Annotated in this window: 20 protein-coding genes; 9 read left to right on the top strand and 11 right to left on the bottom strand. The window is 63.1% G+C overall.

Translation table 11 applies throughout. From position 1 onward, the window contains the following. Positions 1-3: 3 nt before the first annotated feature. From ASS64_RS09720 to ASS64_RS09710, 3 genes are all read right to left on the bottom strand, one after another. Positions 4-2142 carry an FAD-dependent oxidoreductase gene (locus ASS64_RS09720; RefSeq protein ID WP_067693462.1) on the bottom strand — a complete coding sequence of 713 codons (2139 nt, stop codon included), beginning with the start codon at positions 2140-2142 and terminating at the stop codon, positions 4-6. 45 nt (positions 2143-2187) lie between these two features. Beyond that, positions 2188-3309 carry an FAD-dependent oxidoreductase gene (locus ASS64_RS09715; protein ID WP_083508283.1) on the bottom strand — a complete coding sequence of 374 codons (1122 nt, stop codon included), beginning with the start codon at positions 3307-3309 and terminating at the stop codon, positions 2188-2190. An 82-nt stretch (positions 3310-3391) separates the two neighbouring features. Next, the gene (locus ASS64_RS09710; protein ID WP_067693455.1) at positions 3392-4306 is read right to left on the bottom strand and encodes a hydrogen peroxide-inducible genes activator; all 915 of its coding nucleotides are present in this window, start codon (positions 4304-4306) and stop codon (positions 3392-3394) included. A gap of 100 nt (positions 4307-4406) precedes the next feature. Between ASS64_RS09710 and ASS64_RS09705 the strand changes: the two genes are divergently transcribed. From ASS64_RS09705 to ASS64_RS09695, 3 genes are all read left to right on the top strand, one after another. After that, positions 4407-4616, top strand: coding sequence for a YdcH family protein (locus ASS64_RS09705; RefSeq protein ID WP_067693452.1), 210 nt, complete (start codon positions 4407-4409; stop codon positions 4614-4616). Between the two features lie 66 nt (positions 4617-4682). Further along, positions 4683-5885, top strand: a complete 1203-nt coding sequence (gene nhaA, locus ASS64_RS09700; protein WP_067693449.1) for a Na+/H+ antiporter NhaA — start codon at positions 4683-4685, stop codon at positions 5883-5885. Beyond that, on the top strand, positions 5878-6903 hold the full coding sequence (locus ASS64_RS09695) for a TerC family protein (RefSeq protein ID WP_067693446.1): 1026 nt from the start codon (positions 5878-5880) through the stop codon (positions 6901-6903). The genes nhaA (ASS64_RS09700) and ASS64_RS09695 overlap by 8 nt, the downstream gene beginning before the upstream one ends. A gap of 355 nt (positions 6904-7258) precedes the next feature. Here ASS64_RS09695 and ASS64_RS09690 read toward each other — a convergent pair whose 3' ends face one another. From ASS64_RS09690 to ASS64_RS09680, 3 genes are all read right to left on the bottom strand, one after another. Then, entirely contained in the window at positions 7259-7915 is a 657-nt protein-coding gene (locus ASS64_RS09690) for a DUF2490 domain-containing protein (protein WP_234002371.1), read from the bottom strand. Between the two features lie 123 nt (positions 7916-8038). Further along, entirely contained in the window at positions 8039-8575 is a 537-nt protein-coding gene (locus ASS64_RS09685) for a phosphoribosyl-AMP cyclohydrolase (protein ID WP_067693443.1), read from the bottom strand. Between the two features lie 59 nt (positions 8576-8634). Continuing rightward, entirely contained in the window at positions 8635-9309 is a 675-nt protein-coding gene (locus ASS64_RS09680; protein WP_067693441.1) for an OmpW family protein, read from the bottom strand. Positions 9310-9491: 182 nt separating this feature from the next. On the opposite strand from ASS64_RS09680, the gene ASS64_RS09675 reads away from it, so the two are divergent. Genes ASS64_RS09675 through ASS64_RS09660 form a run of 4 tightly spaced genes read left to right on the top strand, consistent with a single transcriptional unit; the run spans position 9492 to position 13652 of the window. Continuing rightward, positions 9492-10598, top strand: a complete 1107-nt coding sequence (locus tag ASS64_RS09675) for a sensor histidine kinase (protein WP_067693438.1) — start codon at positions 9492-9494, stop codon at positions 10596-10598. 3 nt (positions 10599-10601) lie between these two features. After that, positions 10602-11246 (top strand): response regulator transcription factor, encoded by a 645-nt coding sequence (locus tag ASS64_RS09670; protein WP_067693435.1) that lies wholly within the window; start codon positions 10602-10604, stop codon positions 11244-11246. A gap of 4 nt (positions 11247-11250) precedes the next feature. Next, positions 11251-13218, top strand: coding sequence for an ATP-binding protein (locus ASS64_RS09665; protein WP_083508282.1), 1968 nt, complete (start codon positions 11251-11253; stop codon positions 13216-13218). After that, positions 13215-13652 (top strand): response regulator, encoded by a 438-nt coding sequence (locus ASS64_RS09660; RefSeq protein ID WP_067693432.1) that lies wholly within the window; start codon positions 13215-13217, stop codon positions 13650-13652. The genes ASS64_RS09665 and ASS64_RS09660 overlap by 4 nt, the downstream gene beginning before the upstream one ends. Positions 13653-13675: 23 nt before the next feature. On the opposite strand, the gene ASS64_RS09655 is transcribed toward ASS64_RS09660, so the two are convergent. From ASS64_RS09655 to ASS64_RS09645, 3 genes are all read right to left on the bottom strand, one after another. After that, complete coding sequence (locus ASS64_RS09655) at positions 13676-14659, bottom strand: calcium/sodium antiporter (protein ID WP_067693429.1); 984 nt, start codon at positions 14657-14659, stop codon at positions 13676-13678. Further along, positions 14656-15834, bottom strand: a complete 1179-nt coding sequence (gene nhaA, locus ASS64_RS09650) for a Na+/H+ antiporter NhaA (RefSeq protein WP_067693426.1) — start codon at positions 15832-15834, stop codon at positions 14656-14658. Before nhaA (ASS64_RS09650) ends, ASS64_RS09655 begins: the two co-directional genes overlap by 4 nt. Before the next feature lie 369 nt (positions 15835-16203). After that, on the bottom strand, positions 16204-18000 hold the full coding sequence (locus ASS64_RS09645; RefSeq protein ID WP_067693610.1) for an SLC13 family permease: 1797 nt from the start codon (positions 17998-18000) through the stop codon (positions 16204-16206). Positions 18001-18567: 567 nt separating this feature from the next. Here ASS64_RS09645 and ASS64_RS09640 point away from each other — a divergent pair. Further along, positions 18568-20835 carry a TonB-dependent hemoglobin/transferrin/lactoferrin family receptor gene (locus tag ASS64_RS09640; RefSeq protein ID WP_067693423.1) on the top strand — a complete coding sequence of 756 codons (2268 nt, stop codon included), beginning with the start codon at positions 18568-18570 and terminating at the stop codon, positions 20833-20835. Positions 20836-20847: 12 nt separating this feature from the next. After that, positions 20848-21882 carry a DUF6607 family protein gene (locus tag ASS64_RS09635; protein ID WP_067693420.1) on the top strand — a complete coding sequence of 345 codons (1035 nt, stop codon included), beginning with the start codon at positions 20848-20850 and terminating at the stop codon, positions 21880-21882. A gap of 275 nt (positions 21883-22157) precedes the next feature. Here the strand turns inward: ASS64_RS09635 and ASS64_RS09630 are convergent, their stop codons facing one another. Continuing rightward, a complete protein-coding gene (locus ASS64_RS09630) occupies positions 22158-22796 on the bottom strand; it encodes a molybdenum cofactor guanylyltransferase (RefSeq protein ID WP_067693417.1) in 639 nt (212 codons plus the stop codon). Continuing rightward, entirely contained in the window at positions 22797-25454 is a 2658-nt protein-coding gene (gene fdhF / locus ASS64_RS09625) for a formate dehydrogenase subunit alpha (RefSeq protein ID WP_067693415.1), read from the bottom strand. Between the last annotated feature and the right edge of the window lies 1 nt (position 25455).

The following is a 25455-nucleotide window of genomic DNA, read 5'->3' as shown; positions in this document are numbered from 1 at the left end:
CTGCTATCCGCGGCGCCAGGCGTGGTATTTCTCGACGAGGTTGAGCAAGCCTTCGGGCTTGTGCTTCTTCTTCCACTCGCCGGCGGCGAACTTGTTGGCTTCGGCCATGGTCGGATAGGAATGGATCGTGCCGAGGATCTTGTTGAGGCCGAGCTTGTGCTTCATCGCCAGCACGTATTCGGCCAGAAGTTCTCCTGCATGCGCGCCGACGATGGTCGCGCCCAGGATCGTGTCCTTGCCGGGCGGGGTGAGCACTTTGACGAACCCTTTGGTCTCGCTTTCGGCAATCGCCCGGTCGAGATCGTCGAGGTCGTAGCGGGTGACCTCGTAATCGATCCCCTGCTCTTTCGCCTCGCTCTCGTTGATCCCGACACGCGCCACCTCGGGGTCGAGGAAGGTCACGGCGGGAATCACGCGGTAATCCGCCTTGAACCGCTTGAACTGGCCGAACAGCGCATTGACGCTGGCGAACCAGGCCTGGTGGCTGGCGGTGTGGGTGAACTGGAACGGACCGGCCACGTCGCCCGCTGCGTAGATATTGGGGAATTTGGTGGCGAGAAACTCGTCGGTCACCACCGTCTTGTCGGTGTCGATGCCGATATCCTCGAGCCCGTAGCCCTTCAGCCGCGCCGCGCGGCCCACGGCGACGATCAGCGTGTCGAAAGGGATCGCCACGTCCGCGCCCTTGTGATCGGCAACAAGCTGCCCCTGCTCCACCCGCACGGCGCGGTGCCCGGTAAGCACCCTCACGCCCGAAGCCTCGAGCGATGCCTGCGCCAGCGCCGAGACCTCGATATCCTCGCGCCCCAGCACGCGGTCTTCCAATTCGACCTGCGTCACGCGCGATCCCAGCCGGGCCAGCGCCTGCGAGAGTTCGCAACCGATCGGCCCGCCCCCAAGCACAGCGACACGCGTGGGCGCCTGCTCCATCTTGGCAAAGGCATCCCACATGGTGTCGCTGGTGAGATAGCCGCTGCCTTCCAGCCCCTCGATTGGCGGAATGAACGGTTCGGCCCCTGCGGCAATCACGATCGCGCGGGTGGTCAAACGCTGCGTTGTCCCATCGTTGCGGGCGATCTCGACCGTCCACGGGTCGATCACCTTGGCATAGCCCTCGACCACGTCGACCCCGAGCCCTTCGTAGCGCTCGACACTGTCATGCGGCTTGATCGCCTTGATTGCGCCCATGACGCGCTCGATGGTCTTGCCGAAGGGCACCTCGGGCTCGGCCGCCTCCAACCCGTAACGGTCGGCATGCCGCATCTGCTCGGCCACCTTGGCGCTCTTGATCAGCGCCTTCGACGGCACACAGCCGGTATTGAGGCAGTCGCCGCCCATCTTGTGCGCTTCCACCAACGTGACCCTGGCCTTCACCGTGGCCGCGATGAGCGAGGAGACGAGGCCCGCCGAACCGGCGCCGATCACGACCAGATTGCGGTCGAAGCTCTTGGGTTTGTCGAAGCCCGCATAGACTTTCCGCCTCTTGATCCAGGCGATGATCGCCTTGGCGAACCAGGGCGCGATGCCCAACAGCGCGAAGGAAGCGAGCACGGCGGGCGAAGCGATCCCGGCCAGGCTGTCGATCCGCGCAAGCTGGGTTCCCGCATTCACATAGACGATCGTGCCGAGCAGCATGCCGACCTGGCTAACCCAGGCATAGGTCCACGCCCGGATCCGCGTAAGACCCATCACCAGATTCACTACGAAAAAGGGGAACAGCGGGATCATGCGAATGGTGAAGAGGTAGAAGGCCCCATCCCGCTCCAGCCCCTGATTTACGGCTTTCAACCGCTCGCCGAAGCGCGCCTCGATGCTGTCGCGCAGCACATAGCGCGAAGCGAGGAAAGCCAGCGTGGCGCCCAGCGTCGAGGCGAAGGAGACCACGATCGTCCCGACCAACACGCCGAACAGCGCGCCCGCGGCCAGTGTCATCACTGCTGCGCCCGGCAAAGAGGCTGCCGTAACCGCGACGTAGGCGAGGAAGAACAGCGCAATGACCTGCACCGGATTGCGCCGGTAATAGCCGCCGACTTCGCCCGCGACCTGCTTGATCCCTTCGACCGTCAGATAATCTCCGAGACCGAAGAAAAAGTAGGCCGCGATCAGCGCAGCAAGAGCCAGGATAATGAGGATCTTCTTCATGGGGTCCTTCCGTAGCTTGGCTGTTCGCGGTCGCTGCGCCGTCGGTTACACCGTGTGCGCCAGCTTGGCGAAAGACGCGACCCAACGGGTGTCGATCCAGCCTTTGAGCCGTCCCGCCCAACGCCCGTGTGCGGCGAACGGGCCATAGCTGGCGATCGCCATTCCGTCGGCAGTCGAGATGAGATAGAGGCTGGCCGGGCGCGGCCTGTAACTTTGGAGCCCGTCCTTACCGACGATCGTTCGCCGCAGATTGGAGGCCAGTACCGGGCCGGTATGGACGGCATGGACGCCCGATCGCGGAACGGTAATGTCCTGCCGCTGCGCGACATCTCCCGCGGCGAAAATATGGGGATGCGACAGCGACCGCTGATGCCGGTCGACCGCAATGAAGCCATCTTCGGTTACCGCGATGCCGCTGGCGCCGGGCCATTCGGGCGCGCCGCCGCCGAGCGAGGCGACAACCAAATCGATCGGTTCGATCGACTGGTCCCCCACCATGAATCGGCCCTCTTCGAACCGGGCATCCTCTTCGATTAATTCGATGCCCTTGCGTGCCATTGCGCGTCTGGCCAGTCCCTGTGCCAGGCGCGAGAAACCAGGCAAGAGGCCTGGCTCGCCAGCGACCAGAGTAACGCGGGCGTCGATGCTCTCGAAGCGGCGGTGCAGTGCGAATGCGAGTTCGACGCCGCCCGCCCCGCCCCCGACGGCAACGACATGGCTTCCCTTTCCGGAAGCGCCATCGATCCGCTGGTCTAGCCGAACAAGGAAGTCGCCGATCGGGCGCACGTCGAGAATCCGCGGGTCGTCGCCGAGGATAACTCGCGCTTGGCCCACGCCCCCGGTATCGATCGAACAGAGGTCATAGGGGATCTGCCGCCCGGTCTTGGCCGTGATGATCCGTTGGTCTGGATCGATGGCCGCGCAGCGGTCCAGCACCAGTTCGGCCCCGGCAAGTCGGGCCAGCGCAGCAAGATCGATCAATCCGTCGTCGAGTGCGTATTCACCCGCGGCGGTGCCCGGGATCATGCCCGAATAGCGCGCGTGGCGATGCGGCGAGAGGAGCAGTGTGCGCCCGCCGGGGCGTCCATTGCGCACCCAGTCCGCCAGCACTCCGAGATGCGCATGCCCGCCCCCGATGAGCACCAGGTCTGGTCCAGCCGTCGCCATTGACGGTCTGCGTGTGCGGCGCATCGGTGGAAGTCAATCGAATTGGAGGACGGCGGGCGGGCATCGGCGCTGGCCGGCACTTCTAAGCCGTTTGCAAGTTCGCCCGTTTGCGCGCCTCGTCGGCGATAATTTGGGACACTTCGGCGTAGAGGTCGGCATAGGCCGCCGTCGGACGCCAGGCTGCGGCGAGACTGCGATATTCGGTCCAGCCTTCCGGTTCGGCAATCCGCACGACGTCCAGCCCGCCGGCGTCGGATCGGATGTACAATTCGGGGAGGATCGCCAGGCCCACGCCTGACCCGACCATCTGCTGGAGCGCATCGAGGCTGGTTCCTTCGTAATCCGACAGAACCGATGCGCCGAGCTGGTCGCAGATCTCCAGAAGCTGACGATGATAGTGATGGCGATGATCGAGCGTGAGAAAGGTACGCCCGTGGAAATTCTCCCTCGTGAGATTGCCACTGTCGTGTAGCGGATCATCGGGGGGAGCGACGATCCGCAACGGCTCGCGGAACAGGGGCTCGACCCGCAAGCCGCGCCCGACGACCGGAAGGGGAGAAAGGACCATGTCCAGTTCGCCGGCCTCGAGTTCGGCATGCTGTATGGATGGGATGCCTTCGCGCATGAACAGGCGCAAGTCGGGATAACGTTCGTGCAGCACCTTGATCACGCCGGGCAGCAGATAGGGGCCCATGGTGGGCGTGACGCCGAAGCGGATCGATCCGGCGGGCCGGGCCGCGATATGATCGGCGGCATCGCGAAAATCGCGCGCAGCCGCGATCACGCTGCGCGCCCCGGCAACGAGGTCGCGCCCGGCCGGTGTCAGTTGCATGCCCTTGGGTACACGCTCGAACAGGCGCAGCCCCAAGGTTTCCTCCAACGAGCGCAGTTGCTGGCTCAGCGCAGGCTGCGTCAAGCCGAGCCCGGCAGCGGCCTCCCCCATGTTGCCGGTGTCGGCAAGCCGCACGAAGATTTCGAATTGTCTCAGGCTGGGCATGACGCCCGATTAGCATAACTTATCGATTGAGGCATGAGATTCGAATTAGATTATCGAGGCGGCGTCCGACATATTGTCTTCGACGAATGATGGAGAGCACATGACCCGCAAGTCCCCCGACGAGAAGATCATGAAACCCTATCTGCGCAAGCTGATGCGCGAGCATCGAAATCTCAATCGCCTCATCGACACCTCCAAATCGGCGCTCGCGCGCGAGGATCTGAAAGCAATGAAACGGCTGCGCCTTCGTCTCAAGGACAAGATCGTCGCCCTCCAGCGGCATTATTATGGGCGCGGCCTCGCAGGCTGACCCATCGGGCGGCGGCCGGAACCCCCATCCCCAACCCTCCCCCTCCGGTCGTCGCCCCCTTTTCCCATGACCAAGCCAAGTCCCGCAGAGCGCCTGCGCGCCTTCATCGCCAGCGAAAGTGCCGGCGGCATCATCTTGATCGTGGCGGCTGCCATCGCGCTGGCGATCGCCAATTCATCCCTCCTGGACGATTACAAGAGCTTCCTCGCTACGCCAGTGAACTTCACCGCAGGCGATCTGATCGCGATCGACAAGCCATTGCTTTTGTGGATCAACGACGGATTGATGGCGTTGTTCTTCTTCCTGATCGGACTGGAAGTAAAACGCGAGATCGTCACCGGAGCACTGCGCAATTGGAAACAAGCCGCGCTCCCGGTCTACGCTGCCATCGGCGGAATGGCTGTGCCCGCGCTGGTATTCGTCGCGATTAATGCGGGATCGCCAGAGAATATTCGCGGTTGGGCAATTCCCGCTGCAACCGACATCGCCTTTGCGCTCGGCCTTCTCGCATTGCTGGGCAGCCGCGTGCCGGTGGCGCTCAAGGCACTGCTGCTGGCGATTGCGATCATCGACGATATCGGTGCGATCGCGATCATTGCTCTGTTTTATACCGAAGACATGAATGTGGCCGCGCTCGGCTTGGCGATGGTACCGGCAGCGGGCATGCTGCTGCTCAACCGCATGGGTATCGCGCGAACCATCCCCTATTTCCTACTGGGCGCATTCCTGTGGATTTGCGTCCTCAAATCGGGCGTTCATGCAACGCTGGCCGGGGTGTTGACGGCGATGTTCGTGCCGATCGCCACAGGTGACGAGCGCCCGCTCGAACGGCTCGAGCACGCGTTGCACGCTTGGGTCGCGTTCCTGATTTTGCCGATCTTCGCCTTCGCCAATGCCGGTGTATCCTTCGCCAGCGCCGGACTCGAAGCACTGCTCGCGCCGCTTTCGCTCGGCATTGCGGCTGGTCTCGTCGTCGGCAAGCAGGCCGGCATTTTCGGCGCCTGCTGGATCGCGGTCAGGTCGGGCCTTGCGACGATGCCTCCGGGGGTGACCTGGCGCCACGTCTACGGCCTTTCCTGTCTCGCCGGGATCGGTTTCACAATGAGCCTGTTCATCGGCGGCCTGGCCTTCGTCGATCCGGAACAGGTCGACGCGGTCAAGATGGGTGTGCTATCTGGTTCGCTGGCCTCGGCGATGATCGGCATGTCGGTCCTCGCCAAAGCGCCGCGTACCCACTCAACTTTCGATAGTATCCCCGCCAATGCTTGAATTCTTGTTCGCCGACTGGCTCGGCACTCCGATCTGGTTCTGGGCCGCATTCCTGACCATCGTCATCGTCCTGACCGCGTTCGATCTCGGCGTTCTCCACAAGGAGGATCGTGCGCTCGGGATTGGCGAAAGCCTCAAGCTGTCGGCCTTCTACATCGGCGTGGCGCTGCTTTTCGGCGCCTGGGTGTGGTTCCAGCGCGGCGAAACCGCAGGAATCGAATATTTCACGGGGTTCTTCATCGAAAAGGCGCTGTCGATCGACAATGTCTTCGTGATAAGCCTGATCTTCACCTATTTCGCCATCCCGCCGAAATACCAGTATCGCGCGCTGCTATGGGGAATCATGGCAGTGATCGTGCTGCGCGGCCTGATGATCGCGGGCGGCGCCGCGTTGCTGGCCGAGGCCTATTGGGTCCTCTATATTTTCGCCGCCTTCCTGGTTTTCACCGGCATCAAGATGTTTTTCGCCGGGGACGAGCCGATGGATGTGGGCAGCAATCCGGCGGTGCAGTGGATCAGCCGCCACATGCGCGTGACGCCCGAGCTCCATGGTCAAAAGTTCCTCGTCAAGGTGCGCGACGAAAAGACCGGGCGCATGGTCCGCGCGGCCACACCATTGCTGCTGGCGTTGGTCGTGATCAATCTCGCCGACCTCGTCTTTGCGCTCGACAGCGTACCCGCGATCTTCGCGATCACGACCGATACCTTTATCGTCTATACCTCCAACATCTTCGCGATCCTTGGGCTTCGCGCGCTCTATTTCGCACTTGCTGCGATGGTCCACCGTTTCCACTACCTCAAGTACGCATTGGCAGCGGTGCTCGTCTTCATCGGCAGCAAAATCTTCGTGACCGATTTCGTGCTGTCCGGCGCGAAATTCCCGGCCTGGATCAGCCTGGGTGTCACCGGTGCACTGATTGCCGCCGGCGTGCTCTACTCGCTGTGGAAGACCCGCGGCGAGGAGGAGACGGACTGGCCGGCCGATCCTGCCGAGACCGGCACGCTTGGCGACCGCTAGCCGGGATCGGATAGGGCGCACGCCAGATTTCTGCCGTGCAGGGGCCGAAGCGGGCCTTGTACGCTACCATCTCGCGGCCAGTCGGCGCGTAATCATAATGCGCCTATCCCGATGGCATTCTCAGTCGTCTGGGGGACGAGTGATCACGAGCTTGAAGCGCTTCGGCCATCTTCCGGCGCGAGCGCATTGCACTCTCCTGCCATTTCGACCGTAGCCTAAAAGGGCACCGATGAACTCGGGTGTCGTGCCGGAATTCGCTGCAGGCACAAGCCAGCGGCGGTTGGCTGTCGGAGGGAGCCTGACGCCATCCGGATTTCGCGCTGCCGACCGCCGATGCGGTCGCCCAAAAGTAGCGTCAGAAAGAAATCTCTATCGAGACGAGCGGAGCGTGCCCGATTTCGTCGGGCGCGTTGTCTTCGAAATCTTGCTGGCGCAGATAGATCAGGCCAAGCGAGAGATTGTCGCTGACGTCGTAAGACACGCCGACCTGATTACGCAACCCGGTGATGCCCTCGTCGCTGCCAAGGTTGTTCCCGCGCAAGGTCCAGAACAGTTCTGCATCCGCCTTGACCGACCAGCGACCGGCGGCGTCTAGCGGAACCGATACTCCGAGTCTGGGGCGCAACCTCAATCCCATGCGATCGGCGTTGTCGACGAAACGCTGTTCCAATCTCAGGCGTGTACGAAGAATGCCATGGCTGCCGGACAATTGCTGCATCACGCGCAGTTCGTCGTTTCCGCCATCGTTGATCCGGCGTTCGACGGCCCCGGCAAGCGTGACCTCGTCGGAGATTGCCTGCTTGAGCCACAGGCGCGCGAAATAGGCATCGACCCGACCGTCGTCGCTGCTGCGAAAGCGCTGCGCGGTTTCGAGCTCGATGCCGGTATCCCCGTCGAGATCGGTCGAGATCGAAGGGTTGAGCCAGAACTCGAAGGCCTCGTCCTGGGCAGCCACCGGCGAGGCGATTGCCGAGGCACACGTGAAGAGAGCGATTCCCCAAAGCAGTCTCACGTCCAGCTGTTCCTTCTCGATCAAGAATGGTGGTCGATCCCGCGCATAGCCGGGCAATGTTCAAGAAATAAATCGGCGGCCACGAAGGCAAACGTCGTGGCCGCCGATCCTTGGGTGCACGGATCAGGAAGAAAAGGGCATCGAGCTGTGATGGACGTTAATGCGCAGATCGCCATCCTCGTCGCGAACATAGCCGAAGGTGTATTCGACCTTGGTCACCGAACCGTCGGGACCGGTGAAGTAATAGTTGCCCATGGCCATGGCATTGTCGTCATCGGTAACAATGCCTTCATTCTCGAAGCGCACGTCGGTCCAGCCCTTGATCGCGAAACCGCTGTCTTCTGCACGCATACCGGTGACGAAGTAGCTCAACGCCTCGTCATAGGTACCGCGAAACTGGTCCTCGGCAGCCAGCGTCGGCTTGAAGAGCACCGTGCCATGGTCGTAATTGTAGAGATCGTCGAGATGTTCGCGGGCGCGGGCGGTGTAATCGCCGCCGTCGGCATGCACGCGGCTGATGGCGATGATGCCGTCACCCCATTCCTTCTGTGCCGCCTCGACCTCTTCGGTCGTGATCGGCGCGCCAGCCTCACCGGCCGAGGCGGGTACGGCGAAGGCCACGGTGGCTGCTGCGGCGGCTGCAAGAAGATTCGTTTTCATATTTGCTCTCCTGGATTAGTGCCCGCGCACCTCATGTGGCGGGCCGATAGGCAGAAAGGTCAGAAGCGGAAGGCGAGCCCGGCACTTACGACCCACGGGTCGAGATCGTGTTCGGTCTGCAGCGCCACGGTATTGCCGGCCGAAAACGTCGCGGTCGTTCCGACGAAATAGCGCTTGGCATCGAGCGAGAGCCCAAGCCCCCGGTCGTTGAGCGGGACATCGAAACCGGCCTGGACGACGAAGCCGAGCTCGTCGGAAAGGTCGGTGTCGGTTACGCCGAGCGCCGCCGCGTCGGCACCCACGTCCTCGCTGAAGATCAGGAAATAGGTCGGGCCGGCGCCGACATATGGCTTCAGTCCGCCACCGAGGTCGAAATGATACTTCGCCGTGAGAGACGCAGGCAGGATGATCGCATCGTCGATCAGCTCGGCACCGGCAAGCCCGCCAGTGCCGCGCACGTCATGCGGCGTGACGCAGCAGATCGTCTCGAACGAGAAGTTCGGCGAGACGAAATACTCTATCGCGACCGTCGGGACGTAGGAATCCGTCGCACGGGTCTGCGATCCGGCGGGCAGGCCGATCAGGTCCGTCTCCACTTCCGTGATCTCGCCATCGGGGAGGACGCCGGTGACGAAGCCCTTGATTTGGACCGAACCCGCTTCCTGCGCCGCAGCGGGGGCTGCAATCGGCAAGGCGAGTATGGCGGCGGCGACTAATAAACTGTTCCTAGACATGCTCGGTGTCCCTGAAAGGCCGCCCTTTCGGAGCCGCCCGTTGAATTGATCGCGATGGCTCGTCCATCGACACCGGCCGAGATAGGTCGACGCCTCCCTACCCAAATCCGCCGGATGGCTGGCCTCCCGGCCTAGGCCGGATGGCCTATGCCTTTTGTGTGCGAACCCTTAGAGTGCCGTCGATGCAGCACGACCTCCCTGCCCTCGCCAGCGACGTCGAGACGATCGCGGAACTGCGCGAGCTTTACCGTGCCGCAGAAGCGCGCGCGGCGCGGCTACGCCTGCTGTCGACGAGCGGGCGGGAACTGGTGGAAGCCAAATCCGGCCAACTCGAAACGGCATTGAAAGAATGCGCGACGAGGCTCGCCCTGTTTCTCGGCAGCCGCTCGGGCAGGATCGTCCGCCAAGAAGCGGGCAACGGGTTCCGCATCAGCGCCCCCGGCAAGGAGCATCTCGTCCTGGGCACGGTACTCGTCGAGGGTTTCGACACGCTCGACGACATTGCCGATCAAGAGGACCGGGACGCGTGCAGGATGCTGCTAGACATGATGGGCAATGCGATCGACCGGGTGGAGCGCGAAACAAAGATGGCGCGCCTTCTTGCGGCCCTCAGGGAACGCGAACACCGCCTCGAGCATCTCGTCGGACGCATATTCTCTGCCCAGGAAGAAGAACGTCGGAGGGTGGCCTACGAGCTTCACGATGGTGTCGCGCAGACGGCGACGGCCCTGGTCCGCATGCTGGAGGGCGCCGGCGATGCGTCTGCTAATGGCATCGCCGAAGGGCAGCGGGGCGAGCTCACGCATATTGCCAGAGGGCTGGTAAGGGAGTTGCGCGCAGTCATTTCGGGATTGCGGCCAACCATTCTCGACGATCTCGGCTTCGTTGCGGCGCTCAATGCACTTGCGGATGGCATGGAGCAGGATGGCTATACCGTCGAGCGCAGGATCGATGCCGATGCGGGTCGTCTTCCGGCCCATGTCGAAACCGCATTGTATCGCGTCGCGCAGGAAGCGATTTCGAATATCCGCAAGCACGCCGGAGGCGCTTGCCGGGTTTCCATCTCGGCAAAAGTGGCAAGCGGCATCGCGCGCCCTTCGCTACGCATCGAGGATCGCGGCTGCGGCCCGAAGAACTTCAAAGACGGTTCGCCGATGATCGAGGAGGGTTACCATGTCGGCATCGAGGGTATGAAGGAACGCATGTCGACAATCGGTGGAACGCTCGACTGGAGCGTTGTCGAAACCGGCGGCGTCATTGTCGAAGCAAAGCTGCCACGGGGGCTGTGATCGATGGGCAAGGTTCGTATTCTGATCGTGGATGACCATCAGCTCGCGCGTGAAGGGCTCGCGGCGGTACTGGCCGGCGACGGTATCGAAATTGCCGGGATGGCGTCGACCGGGGAGGAAGCGATCGGGCTGACCCGCTCGCTCTCACCCGATATCGTCTTGATGGATGTCCGGCTGGGCGAAGGTATCGACGGACTGGAGGCGACGCGGCAAATCGCCGCACTGGGCCTGCCGGCCAAGGTCATCATGCTCACCCTCCACGAAATGCCCGCCTATGTCCGCGAAGCGCTTGCCGCAGGGGCTGCAGGCTACGTGCTGAAGGATACCGCCATCGGCGATCTGCGAGCCGCAATAGACCAGGTCATGGCGGGACAGTCTGCGCTGCCGCTCGATCTGGTGGGCGCCGCCATGCGGGAGACCGCGATGCCGCATGGCGCGAGCGACCCCGCCCGTGTCCTGACGCCGCGCGAGCAGGACGTCCTGGCGCATGTTGCGGAGGGCCTCACCAACAAGGAGATCGCGCGCGAGCTCGAGATCAGCCCGGCGACGGTCAAGGTTCACGTCGAACGCATCATTGGCAAGCTCGGTGTGGCGGACCGGACCCAGGCGGCCGTCCTGGCCGTCAAAATGGCCTCTGCGGTGGCCTGACGGCATGCGCGCGGGCACCGCCCCAATCCCCGCCCTGGCCCGGTTCTGGGCCGACCGTCCGCTGGCCGTAAAGGGCCTGGTCGTCATCGTCCTGCCCCTCGCCGTGCTGCTTGGATCGCTGGTGTCGCTTTACCTGGCCAGCAATGCCGAAACGCGCGCTGAGGACGATGTGCGCCGCGCCTTCGCGATCCAACGCGATACATACCAGGTCCACGCGCTGCTCGCCGAAGCGGCGGCTGGCGTGCGCGGGTATGTGTTGACCGGTGAAGACCGGTTCCTCGAACCTTACCGCAAGGCGCAGGAAGATGTGCCGGTGACGATCGCTCGGCTCGATTCCGCTATCGAGGACACCATCGTCCGCAGCCATTTCGAAGACCTGCGCCTGATCGAGCGAGACAAGCGCGAAGGCCTGCGGGAGATCGTCGAGCTGGCCGAGGGCGGCATGGACACCTCGGGCGAGGTCGAACCGGCGCTGACCGACAACAAGCTGGCGCTCGACGAATTGCGGCGCTCGATCGACGACATCCAGCAACGCGAGGCGGTCGTGCTCGACGAGCGCCGCGCGAGGGTGGACGACGTGCGCCGCGGTTTCCTAATCTTAACTGCGGTGAGCGCGCTCGTCGGTCTCCTGGGGAGCTTGTCTGCGGTCTATCTGTTTTCGACCGGCATCGTGCGCCGGGTCCGCAGACTGGAGGGCGACGCGCAAGCGCTGGCGAAAGGCGAACGGCTCACCGAAATGCCCGAAGAAGCCGACGAAGTCGGGCGCCTCGCCCAGCGCCTGGTGCGGGCAAGCGCACTGCTTCGTGCACGCGAGGACGATCTGCGGGCCAGCGAGGAACGCTTCCGCCTCGTTATCGAGAGAGTGCGCGACTACGGCATCTTCGCACTCGATCCAAAGGGTATCGTGACCAGCTGGAATCTGGGTGCGGAACGGATCAAGGGATGGCGAGCGGAGGATATTCTGGGCCGCCATTTCAGCAGTTTTTATCCGCCGGAAACTCGCGAGTACCTGCCCGCGCAAATGCTCGAACGCGCGCGGAAAAGCGGCTCGGCCGAGGACGAGGGCTGGCGGATCCGCAAGGACGGATCGCGCTTCTGGGCCAATGTCGTCATCACCGCCCTGCGCAACGAGGACGGCGAACTGCAGGGCTTCGCCAAGGTCACCCGCGACATGACCGAACGGCGACGCTCGGAGAACGCGCTTCGCACGGCACGCGAGGAAGCCGAGGCGGCAAGCCGCGCGAAGAGCGAATTCCTGTCGCGCACCAGCCATGAATTGCGTACGCCGCTCAATGCCATTCTCGGCTTCGGGCAATTGCTCGAGATCGACGAGGAGAAATTCGGCAAGAGCCATCGCGAGGCCATCGGCCAGATCACCAAAGCGGGTCGCCATCTTCTCGCGCTCATCAACGATTTGCTCGACATCTCCAGCATCGAGGCCGGAGGAACCGACCTCAAGATCGAAGAGATCGACCTCAACGAACTGTTCGACGAGATTCGTGCGCTTGCCTCGCCCATCGTTGCGAGCGCGGGCCTGTCCTTCGAACTTTCCCAGCCGGAACCTTCGGTAGCCGTGCTGGCGGACAGGAGAAGGGTGATGCAGGTCCTGCTCAACCTCGTCGGCAATGCGGCAAAATACAACCGCGAGGGCACGTTCGTACGCCTGGCCTGCCGCCTGCGCGACACCGATGTAGAGGTGCGTGTCGAAGACGATGGCCCGGGAATCCCCGTGGATGTCGCGGAGCGGCTCTTCACCCCCTTCGACCGCCTCGGGCAGCAGGACCGCGCGAGGGTGGAGGGCACGGGCCTTGGCCTTGCGCTATCCAAGAGCCTCGTCGAATCGATGGGCGGGAGGATCGGCTTCGAGCCCCTAGATCAAGGATCGCGGTTCTGGTTCAGCCTCCTGCGTCCCGATCAAGCGCGAGATACGCCCGCCGAAGAGCAACCCTCCGCCTTCGAGGACACGCCATGACGGCGCAATTGATCGACCCGAGCGAAATCACTTCGCGCCGCATCCTGGCAATCGACGATGAGCAGGCCAACGTCCTCCTCCTGCGTAATCTGCTTGAGCGCGAGGGCTATAGCGACATTGAATGCCTGACCGATCCGGGATCCGCTCTCCAGACCTACATAGATTTCGAACCCGACCTGGTGCTGCTCGATCTGATGATGCCGGAAGTCGATGGATTCCAATTGCTCGAGGCCTTCGGGCGCTACGACCGGGCCGAGGAATTCCGGCCCGTCCTTGTGCTTACCGCAGACACCACGCTGCAGGCCCGCCGCCGGGCGCTGGCGCTGGGCGCGAAGGATTTCGTGGCGAAGCCCTTCGACGTCATCGAGGTCGCGTTGCGTATCTCCAATCTGCTGGAAACGCGCATCCTGTACGAACGGCTGCGAAAGGCCTGAGCAGCCAGCGACCGGCTCGATCGTTAGCCCTGGATGACCGCCGCGAACAGGAACAAGCCGTAGCCGGCCACCAGTGTTCCACCCAACAAGCGCCCCACTCCCTTGGCCAGCCAGACGGCACCGAAAACCGCAATGGCCGAGAAAGCCATGATGCCCAGATCGACAGGTAGCAAGGTCCTGGGGATTGCCTCGGGCGCGACCAGCATGGTGACGCCCCCGATACCCAGCAGGTTGTAGATGTTCGAGCCGATGACATTGCCGAATGCAACTTCGGTTTCGCCCTTGCGCGCCGCGACAAGCGAGGTCACGAGTTCCGGCAGAGAGGTGCCGATCGCCACGATGGTCAGGCCGATCAGCGTCTCGCTTAGACCGGCCAGACGCGCAAGATCGATGGCTCCGGTGACGAGGAAGCGCCCTCCGATCACAAGGATGGCCAGCCCGGCAAGCGTAATGCCGACGGGCTTGAACCAGTTTGCCGTTGGTGCATGCAGTCGACTATCGCTCATTTCGAGCGCGGCGGCGCGATCATAGGGCGCATTGTGCAGGATTTCGGGGGCGGCTTGGCGTTCCTCGCGGTAGCAATAGGCGATGTAGCATGCGAGCAGGACCAGCATCGCCAGGCCGAGCCAGGCAGCATGCAGGCCCGCGACGGCGATCGACACGAGCATCACCGTCGCCAGCAACGCCACCCCGGTGTCGCGCAGGGCCGCGCCCTGCCTGATCGCGATGGGAGCCATCAGGGCGACCGCACCGAGGATCAGCAGCGTATTGGCGAGATTCGATCCGACGATATTGCCCCAGGCGATTGCCGGGGACCCGGCCAGAGCCGCTTCCACGCTGGTCACGAGTTCCGGCATAGAGGTCCCGAAACCCACGATTACCAGGCCGATGACGAGCGGAGTAACGCCGGCTCTTTCCGCAAGTCCCACCGCGCCGCGGACGAGCAGTTCTCCGCCGACAAGAAGCGCAATGAGTCCCCCGACGAGGGACGCCAGGATAATCGTCATGCGGGCGATGCTTTCGGGAGTGAGGCGCGTAATAGGAAGTATCCCGCCAGGGCCGCCACTAGCGATCCCGACAGCACACCGAGCTTCACCGCATCGACCTGCGAAGGATCGGCGAAAGCCAGATTGCCGATGAACAGGCTCATAGTGAAGCCGATCGCCGCCAGCAGCGAGACCGCGTGGACCTGCCTCCAGCCGACATTCTCGGGAAGGCTCGCGAGTTTGAGCTTTACCGCGGCATAGGCGAAACCGAATATGCCGATCTGCTTTCCGATAAGGAGCCCCAGCGCGATGCCGAGCGGCAGCGGGGCGAGGAGGTCGGCAGGCTCGAGGCCGGTGAGGCTGACGCCGGCATTGGCAAAGCCGAAGATCGGAATGACGAGGAACGCGACCCATGGATGCAGGGCATGCTCCATGCGTTCGAGCGGATCGGATCCGTCGCGTCCGACCATGGGAATGGTCATGGCCGCCGCCACACCCGCCAGCGTCGCATGCACGCCGGATTTGAGCACGAAGACCCACAGCACCAGCGTCAGGATCACATAGGGTATGCTCGACCCGACACGAAAACGATTGAGGACCACCAGGCCGGCAAGGGCAAGCACGCCGCCGGCAAGCATTCCGGTATCGATCGTACCCGAATAGAACAGGGCGATGATGGTGATGGCGCCAATATCGTCGATGACCGCGATGGCCAGCAGCAGCGCCTTCAGCGCGACCGGCACGCGCGGGCCGAGCAGCGAGAGGATGCCGAGCGCGAAGGCGATATCGGTGGCGGCGGGGATGGCCCAGCCGGCGACATTCTCGGGCGAACCTGCGTTCAATGCAAGGAAGACCAGCGCCGGGGCTGCCATGCCACCGATCGCCGCGAAAAGCGGGAGCGACGCCTTGTTCCAGTTGGACAGTTGTCCCTCGACGACCTCGCGTTTCACTTCGAGCCCAACGAGGAAGAAGAACACGGCCATCAACCCGTCGTTGATCCAAAGGAGCAGCGGCTTGTCGATCGCGAAGCCCCCGACGGACAAGACCACCGGAACCTGCAAACCGTTGAAATAGGCACCTGCCGCGATGCTGTTGGCTGCAACGAGCGCCAATGCGGCCGCTGCAATCAGGACGATACCGCCTGCGCTCTCCTGTTTGAGGAAATCGCGCAGGGCTTCCGCTGCCGAAGTGAACATAGGTCAGGCAACCACGCGGCGCAGTGGGGCTGGATAACGGGTGTGTAGCTTCGGTGTCGAAACGCGGGCCTTCATCTCAAGTCTCCGTAGTCGGCGGCTTCGTCGATCGGACGACCGATAAAAAGCCCGGGCGATGGGGAGAAGACCCCAGTCGAGCGAGGCGGCGGTCCGATGCGGTCCGACATCACAAGCGCTTGCACACGCTTGCCAGAGGGGCCCGGTCCGCATGAAGACAATGTCGGACCGCCCAAAGAGTTTCAAACGAATGGGGATTATTGGACCATGGCCTCCTACTCGTTCCGATATTCGGCCACCGCCGACAGGAATTTGCCGATACCTTTGAAGCCGTACAGTAGGTCCTCCGCGCCATCAGGGCCAGATCATCCATTCGATCGCCAAGCATGTAGCGATACCCACAACGATGTTCATCGGCGCGCCGATTTTGAGGAAGTCGCTGAAGCGGTAATTGCCCGCCGCATAGACGATGGTGTTGGTCTGGTAGCCGACCGGCGTAGCAAAGCTCGCCGAGGCGGCGAACATGACTGCGAACAGCAGCGGTCGCGGGTCGACCCCCAGATCCTTGGCCAGCGCGAGGACGATGGGAGTCATGATGACGGCCACCGCATTGTTCGTCACCGCCTCGGTCAGGATCGAGGTCAGCAGGTAGATCGCCAGCAGCAGCAGCAGCGGCGACAGCGTTGCCAGATAGGGAAGCGCCGCGTCGACGATCAGATCGACCGTTCCGGCGCCTTCCAGCCCGACCCCCACGGCGAGCATGCCGAAGATCAGCACGATGACGTTACCGTCGATACTGCGCCACGCCTCCTCCGGATCGATGCAGCGCGTCAGCAAGACGATGGCCACGCCCGTAATGGCCAGCAGTTCGATGGTCCAAACGCCGATCGACGCGAGCGCGATGATGCCCAGCATCGTGGCGATGGCGACAGGCGCGCGAAACCGTCGAAATGGGCGGCTTTCGGGCTGCGAGATATTGATCAGATTGACGTTATTCTCGATCGCCGCGACGCAGGTTGGGGAGCCTTCGATCAGCAGATGGTCGGCTGCACGCAAGCGAACACTGGACAGGTTCGGGCCGGGCAGGTGCCGAGCCCGCGAAAGGCCGAGTATCCGCGCATTGGTCTTTGCAAGAAAGGGAATTTCCGAGAGTTTCCGACCGAGCGCCGGGTGGCTGGGCGAGATGGATGCTTCCACAATCCGGGTGTCACCCTCCCTCGAATGTCCGCGAAGGGAAAGGCCGATCGTGTCGTCGTTCAGGTCGGCTAGGGAAAGGAGTTCGACCTGATTTGCGGCAAGCAACAGGACGTCGCCGATCTGGACGATCTGGCTATCGAGATCCTTGCGGATGATCCGGCCGGACCGTTCGATCCCTACGAGCCTGACCCCCGACCGCCTGGCGATCCCAATCTCCGCGCCCGATTTTCCGAGGTCCGAGAATGCCTCGGTTACCAGCAGTTCGGTGAGGTAACGCTCCTCGAGCGGGCGACCGCCGGTACCTTCGGTTTCTTCGCGGTCGGGAAGGAGGAAACGTCCGGCGATAAGGAGGAAGACCGTCCCGGTGATCGCGGCGATGATCCCGACCCCGGTCAGTTCGAAAATGCCGAATGCAGGTTCGCCCGCGCGCTGGGCCACGCCGTCTACCAGCAGATTCGTCGAAGTGCCGATGAGTGTTAGCGTGCCCCCCAGAATGGAGAGATAGGACAGCGGGATGAGCAGGCGGCTTGGGGTTGTGCCCGCGATGCTGGCGATCTTCTTCACGACCGGCACAAGAATGATCACGACGGGCGTGTTGTTGACCAGCGAGGAAGAAACGAAGGTGCCGCCGAGCAATTCGGCGATGGACAGGCGGGGCCGACCCGCCGTGCGCCGCGCGGCGATGCTGGCAAGCGCTTCGACGACGCCGGTACGGATCAGCGCGCCGGTCAGGATGAACATGGCCGCAATGGTGATGGGCGCCGGATTGGCGAACACCAGCTCCATCTCGCTGCGCGGAAGATAACCCAGCACGAGCATGACGGCCGCCCCGACCACCGCAATTGTTACCGGTGCAAATCTCTCTGTCGCGAAGAGAACAAACAGCCCGATCAATACTGCAAGGCCCACCCATGCAGACCACGCATCGATCAGTGTAACGACGAATTCAGCCATCGGATTCAAGGCCATCCCAGTTCGGAGTACGCAGTTCTTGTGGCAAAGCGGGCAGGCGATCAATCGAATCCATCGATGGCACCGACATAGCAAGGGACGATACGGGTGCGTGCAGCCGTGCGCCGGTCGACTGGCAAGGTCCGATCGCTCCGCTGCCGGTCCGATCTTGCCCGATTTCTTCCGAGAGCGGGAAATTCGGAACGCGACCCTACAATAGGTTAGTCAGCACGTCCCTGTCGCAGGTTCGAGCCTATCGCAGGTTCGAGGCGCAGCGCATCAAGTCGCTGTCTGACGAAGTGGGCACACACGATTTTCGGAAGGTGGTTCGAGATCAGACGGTCGCGCCCTGGCTTATCGAACGGCGCGAGTCAGATAGCAGTCGGGTCAAGCAAAAACCCTGGCCAGCGGGGAGAACCCGGTGGGGTGCGCCACCCCAAGCGCTGCCGATTCGAAGTGGCGCGCGCGGATCTATCTCGTCCGGGCTTGCGGCCTGCTGAACTTCTGCTAAATGCATCGCTATTGCGAATCAGTTGCATTAGCAAATGTAGGTACTCGGGGGTCGATTGCATGATCGTACGGTTCTTCACCATGGCGTCGTACGGCGCGCTCGGCATTGGGTTGTTGGCTCCGAGCCCGTCCTTCGCCACCGAAGCCGAGCTTGCGGAAGCACAGGGCGATGGTGCCGCCATCGTCGTCACCGCGACCCGAACTCCACTCGAAGTCGAAGCGGCGCCGGCCACCGTGACCGTGATCGATTCCGAGCAGATCGCGGACGAGCTGGTAACCGACATCAAGGACCTGGTTCGTTATGAACCCGGCGTCTCGGTGCGCCGGGCGCCTGCGCGGTTTGGCGCAGCGTTCGGTTCTACTGGCCGCGCCCGCAATGAAGATTTCGTCGTTCGCGGTATCGGCGGAAACCGCGTGCTGATTCAGGTCGATGGTATCCGTAGTCCACAGGGCTTCTCCTTCGGTGCGCAGGACGCGGGACGGGGCGGCTACACCGATGTCTCTCTGGTCAAGTCTGTCGAAATTCTCCGCGGTCCGGCCTCGGCGTTGTACGGTAGCGACGGCCTTGCGGGTGCGATCAGCTTTACGACACGCGATCCAGTCGACCTTATCGATGCGGGCAACAATTTTGGCGGCTTCGTCAGGGCGTCCTATTCCAGCGCCGATGAGGAATTCGCCGAGACCGTCGCCCTGGCGCACCGCTTTGGCGATATTGCGGCGATGGTCTCCTACACGCGTCGCGATTTCCAGGAGCTCGACAACAAGGGCGGCGTCGGCGGTGTCGGCATCGGTCGTACACTTCCAAATCCGCAGGACGGCGAATCCAACGCCGTTCTCGGAAAGCTGGTTTGGGACGATGGCACGCACCGCGTGCGTCTAGCGGGCGAATATGTCGAGACGGAACTGTTTACCGATGTGCTATCGGGGCAGGGGCCGGCCTTTGTCTTCGGACCTTTCCCGAGCTGGATCGTCGACGACCTGACGGCGCTCGATAATACCGAGCGCGGTCGCGCCTCGCTCGACTGGACCTATACGGGGGAAGGCGCGATCGATTACGCGCATGTCAGCGTCTACTATCAAGACGGCGAAGATGTGCAGTTCACAGATGAGGACCGTTCGCCTTTGGGCGCGGCGCCACGTCCCGACCGCGAGCGCCTGAATACCTTCGAAAACGAAGTCTACGGCATTGCCGCCGAGGTGCGAAGCGTGTTCGGCGATGACAGCTTCCGTGCGACTTTGGCATTGGGGGGGGACCTCAGCTTCACGCGGCAAGAAGGCCTGCGCGACGGGACCGAGCCGTCTTTCGGGGAAGTGTTTCCCACGCGCGCATTTCCCGCGACCGATTTCACACTGGGTGGCGTTTTCCTCGCCAGCGAGTTCGCCCTGTTCGGTGGCAGGCTGACGATCTTCCCTGCCCTGCGTTACGACTTCTACGATCTCGACCCGACCGACGATCCCTTGCTGCCGACCTTTGCTGGAGCCGCTCAGAAGGACAGCCGCCTGTCGCCCAAAATCGGCGTTACCGCAAAGATGACCGAAGAGGTCAGTCTGTTCGGCAACTATGCGCAAGGGTTCCGCGCGCCGACACCTTATCAGGTCAACAATTTCTTCGAGAATCTCGCCTTCGGCTATACATCGCTTCCCAATCCGGACCTCGGACCCGAACGAAGCGAGAGTTGGGAAGGCGGTATCCGTTTCTCCTCGGACCGAATCTCGCTCCAGATTGCAGCCTTCAAGGCGGACTATCAGGGCTTCATCAGCCAGCAGGTCGTCGGCGGCTCATTCACCCCCAGGGATCCGGCGCAGTTCCAGTTCGTCAATTTTAATGCGGCCGAAATCGACGGCATCGAAGCGAAAGCAAACTTCCGTTTCGATAGCGGCGTCTTTGCCCGTTTCGCGATCGCCCATGCCGATGGGGATATCTTGACGCCCGGGCAAGCGCCGCGCCCGCTCGACACGATCGATCCGCTCAACCTGGTCGCCGGCATCGGCTACCGCGATCCGGCAAGGCGGTTCGGCGGCGAGCTGATCGTGACGCATCATGCGCGCAAGGAATTGGAAGAAACGACCGGTGCCTGTGCAAGCGATTGCTTCCGCCCGGACGCCTTCATGAAGCTGGATGCGACCGCCTTCTTCGCCATCACCGACGCGCTCAGACTGCGCGCCGGCATCTTCAATATCTCGAACGAGAAATATGCCTACTGGCAGGATGTCAGGGGATTGTCCGCAACGGCTGCGATCATCGATCCGGCCACCGCCAGCGCGCAGGCCGATGCCTACACCCGCCCCGGCCGCAATGCGAGCATATCGCTCAGTTTCCAGTTTTAAGGGAGGACTCTCATGAACATTGCAAAATCACTTCTTCGGTCCGCACTTCTCGCCACTGCGCTTATTGCCACACCGGCCGTTGCCGACGGCCCGATCAAGGATCGTGGCGAAGCAGTCGAGCGCGCGCATTTCGAACGCGATCGCGAGACCATCCTCGGTATGGCGGGCGACTACAAGGTGCGCTTCGACATGCAGGAATCGACGCCATGGTTGGAAGGCTACGAGCCGCTCGATCGCAAGATTTCCGGCGGGTATGAATCGGTCCGCGTGATCGAGGATACCGGCACCAAGATCGTACTCCAGCACCTGCTGGTCGTCGGCGCGGAAGGTGAGGAATTCGTCGTTAAGCACTGGCGGCAGGATTGGGAATACGAGCCCGAGAAGATCCTCGCCTATGCCGGCCCCGATAGGTGGAAATGGATGGAGATGCCCGAGCGCCTGCGCAACGGGCGCTGGTCGCAGACGGTCTATCAGGTCGATGACAGTCCACGTTACGCTGGCTGGGGTGAATGGCAGGACAGCCAGGGAATTCGTCGATGGCGCTCCAATTGGACCTGGCGCCCGCTTGCGCGCCGCGATGCGGTACGCGATCCCGTTTACGATCGCTATGCCGCGATCAATCGCCACCAGCTGACACCCACAGGTTGGATCCACTGGCAGGACAATACCAAGATGATGCCCGATCCCGACGGTGAAGATGACCTCAAGCCGGTAGTTCAGGAATACGTCCTCAACACATACGACAGGTTCGGAGACTACAACGTCGAAGCCGCCGACGAATACTGGGCTGCCACCGAGGGCTACTGGCGCGCCGTTCGCGCCAAGTGGGGCGAGGTGGCGGAATCAAATGGCGGCATCGTGATCGCCGAGGAGGCGCAGACCGGAACCGTCATCAGCGGCCGTCTGCTGACCATCGCCAACGAAATCAAGAGCGGCGATTTGACCGAGGCAGATGGAATCGCCGAAGCGCAAGATCTCATTGCGAAAGCGACCGCCGCGGATCCCGTTGCCGCGGCCGCGAGTACCCGTAGAGGCACCGCGTACTGACAAGCGAATGACATGGGCCCCACTGATCCTGCTCGGCGATGAACCGTGTGGAGCCGGGAGAATATTCAAGTCACGACTCGATGAATTGAAATCGTTCTCGATCCCTCCCCCATCAGTACGTCAGCAATCCCCACAAACGACGGCATCATCGCAACGGCGGGAAGGTGCCGGGGGCGCCCTGCACGCCAGATCGGCGGTTTACCGAAGCTCGAACTGGCCCTCGCCAGCCGAATTACGATCTGCCTGGCGAGGGCTATCGCAGAAGCACACGGAAATCAGGCAACCCACTTTTCCCGAACACGACGCTGCATGAGCATACGCGCTGCTGCCGCCAGGTCCTCCGAACAGTTGACGTTGAAGAACGGATCAGGCGCGTTGCCCCATCTGGCGGTGGCGAAACCCACATGCTCGGCGAAGCCATGCAACGAGCGATCGGACCTTTCGCAAAAGCCGGGGAGCGCTTCGCAAGCGCTTGTATGCCAGAGCGCGCAGACCGGATGGGTCCTCCACCCGCTGGCGGCCAATGCCACAGCCTGGCCATCGAGTGCGTTTGCCAGCTTCACAAGCAGATCTGCGGGAAGGAAGGGCATGTCGCAGGGAATGGTGAGCAGCCATTCACGCTCCCCTCTGCGCGCGAAATCGAGTCCTGTCGCGAGGCCCGCCAAGGGGCCGGCCATGTCGGGCGGGTCCAGGATGACAGGAATATCGCCGAGGTCTAGCGTGTCGCGCATGGCAACTGCCACAAGGTTGGAGAAACTCGCCGCCTGGCGCAGCGCGCGCGCCAGCAGGGTCTTGCCGGCGAACAGCCGGAACGGCTTATTCCCACCCATCCGCCGCCCCTCTCCGCCGGCAATGACCACGCAGGCCGTCGCGCGGTCCGCTTTCGCGAGATCGGGAGGGCGAAGCGTTGCCATTCAAACGGGCCTGATGCGCACGGCAGTGACCTTGTATTCGGGCGCGCCGACCATGCGGTCGCGATGCGGGCCGGTCACCCGATTGATGGCGCGTTCGGTGTCATGAAAGGTCGCAAAGGCGCGGCCCTCGACCACCCGCTCGTCGATCGCGACCGGCAGGATCGCACTACCATAGCGGCTCTCTACCTGCGCGAGTTCGCCATCTGTCAGCGCAAGCCGCGCGGCGTCCGCAGGCGCGAGGTCAAGTGTGTCGGTCGGACGCATGAGCGCATTGGCAGAGCGCCCCGACATGGTCGCGACATTGAACTGGTAGAGATTGCGCCCGGTGCTCATCAGGAACGGATAATCGGCATCGGTGCGCTCGGTCGTGGGATGGTAGTGGATCGGGCGCAACCGCGCACGCGGGCCATGGCCGAACTCGCTTGCATGGAGGACTTCGGTCCCGGGATCGCTCTCGCCGCGGCACGGCCACTGGATACCGCCTGCCTCGAGACGCGAATAGGTGATCCCGCCCGCTGCCGGCCAGACCGCGCGGATTTCGTCCCAGATCGCTTGCGGATCGGGAAAATCGAAGCCGGTTTCGCAGCCCATCCGGCGAGCAAGAGCGCAGAGAATGTCCCAATCGGCACGCGCTGCCCCCGGCGCTTGTGTCGCCTTGCGCACGCGCTGGATGCGTCGCTCGGCATTCATGAAGGTCCCCTCCTTCTCGAAGCTTGAGGCGGCGGGCAGCAGAACATGACCGTACTCATGTGCCGTCCGGGTCATGAACAGGTCGATCACGATCACGCAGTCGAGCTTTGCCAGCGCCTTTGCGGTCTCGTGCTCATCGGCGAGGCTTGCAAGGATGTCGTAACCGATGACGACCAGCGCCTTGAGCTCGCCGGCAGCAGCCGCATCGATCATCTTCATCAGGTGACGCCCGGGCGTTTTCGGCAGCTCGGCGCCCCAGGCGCGCTCGAAATCGCCTCTCGCTTCCTCGAGCGCGACCGCGCCGGTAAGGATACCCGGATCGCAGCCCATATGCGCCGTGCCCTGGACGTTGTTCTGCCCGCGCAGCGGGTTCACGCCCCGGCCCGGCCCGCCGACATTGCCGGTGACGAGCGCGAGGTTGACCAGCGCCATCACCGCCTCGGTTCCCTGGACATGTTCGGTGAGGCCAAGCCCGTGGGCTGCGTAGGCCGGTCCGCCGCCGGCATAGATTTCGGCTGCACGCCGAATATCGGCGGCGTCGAGCTCGCAGATGTCGGCAACGCGATCGGGCGGAAACTGGGCGACATGCGCGGCGAAGGCGTCGAATTCGTCGAGCCTCGCGGCGATGAAATCCTTGTCCGCGAGGTCCGAGGCGATGATGTGGTGGGCCATCGCATTGATCAGCGGGATGTCGGTCCCGGGCTTCAAGGCGAGATGGACACTGGCAATCTCGGAAAGCGCCTGCGCCCGCGGATCGAGCACGATCAGCTTTGCCCCGTTTGCGACCACATGGCGGCGGATCCGCGCGCCCACCACCGGGTGGCACTCGCTCGGGTTGGCACCTGCCACGAGGATGGTCGAGGCGCGCTCGATATCGTCGAAGCTGTTGGTCGCAGCGCCAGCGCCCAGGATCGCCTTCATCGCAGCTGCCGTCGGCGTGTGGCACACGCGCGCGCAGCAATCGATATTGTTGGTCCCGATCGCGAGGCGGGCGAATTTCTGCGCGACGTAGCTGTCCTCATTGGTCGAGCGCGAGGAGGCGAGTACGCCAATTGCATCCGGTCCATGCCTTCCGATGACCTCCGCCAACTGCGCGGCGCAATGATCGAGCGCCTCGTCCCAGCTGGCGGGCTCCCATGCGCGGCCTTTGCGCACAAGCGGCTGGGTCTGGCGGTCGCCGCTATGCGTAAAGCCGAAAGCATAGCGGCCCTTGGAGCAAGCATGCCCCTTGTTCACCGGCGCATCGCGGGCAGGCCTCGCTGCCACGATACGGTCGCCTGCAACACCGATATCGAGCTCACACCCGACCCCGCAATAAGGGCACGTGGTGCGCGTCCAGCTGTCGGCCGGCATGGCTCCGGCATCGGTCAGTGCAGTGGTGGGACAAGTGTCGGTGCACGCGCCACAGGCGACACAGGCGCCTTCGCTCAGCAAGTCGCCATGTTTGGGCACGATCCGGGATTCGTCGCCGCGCCCGACCTCGTGCCAGACCGAGGCGCCCTGGACCTCCTCGCAGATCTGCACGCAGCGCAGGCAATCGATGCATTTGGCCATGTCGACACGGATCTGCGGCATCGAAGCATCGATCGCCTTGGCAGGACTCGCGCATCCAGCCGACTCGATGCCGAAGCGCGCCATCAGGCGGTGGAGCTCCTTGTCGGGATGCGCGATGAGGTCTTCGGCTGATGCGTGTTCGGCATACCAGCCAAGCTCGGTGCGGCGATACGCGTCGAGCTCGGCATTGTGCGTCGTCACCCACATGCCCTCTTTGGCCTCGGTCTGGCAGGCGGTGACGAGCTCGTCATAGCCTTGGATTTCGACCAGGCACAGCCGGCACGAGCCGATCGGTTCGATGCGCGGGTCCCAGCAGATCGTCGGGACCGCAATGCCCGCAGCCCGCGCAGCCTCGAGTATCGAGGTGCCAGTAGGTGCGGTAACGCTCTCGCCATCGATCTTGAGCGTCACCATG

This window comes from Erythrobacter sp. AP23 (genome assembly GCF_001542855.1).
GTDB lineage: Bacteria > Pseudomonadota > Alphaproteobacteria > Sphingomonadales > Sphingomonadaceae > Qipengyuania.
The sequence above is the reverse complement of the archived record's forward strand: the minus strand, read 5'-3'. Positions and strand labels throughout refer to the sequence as shown.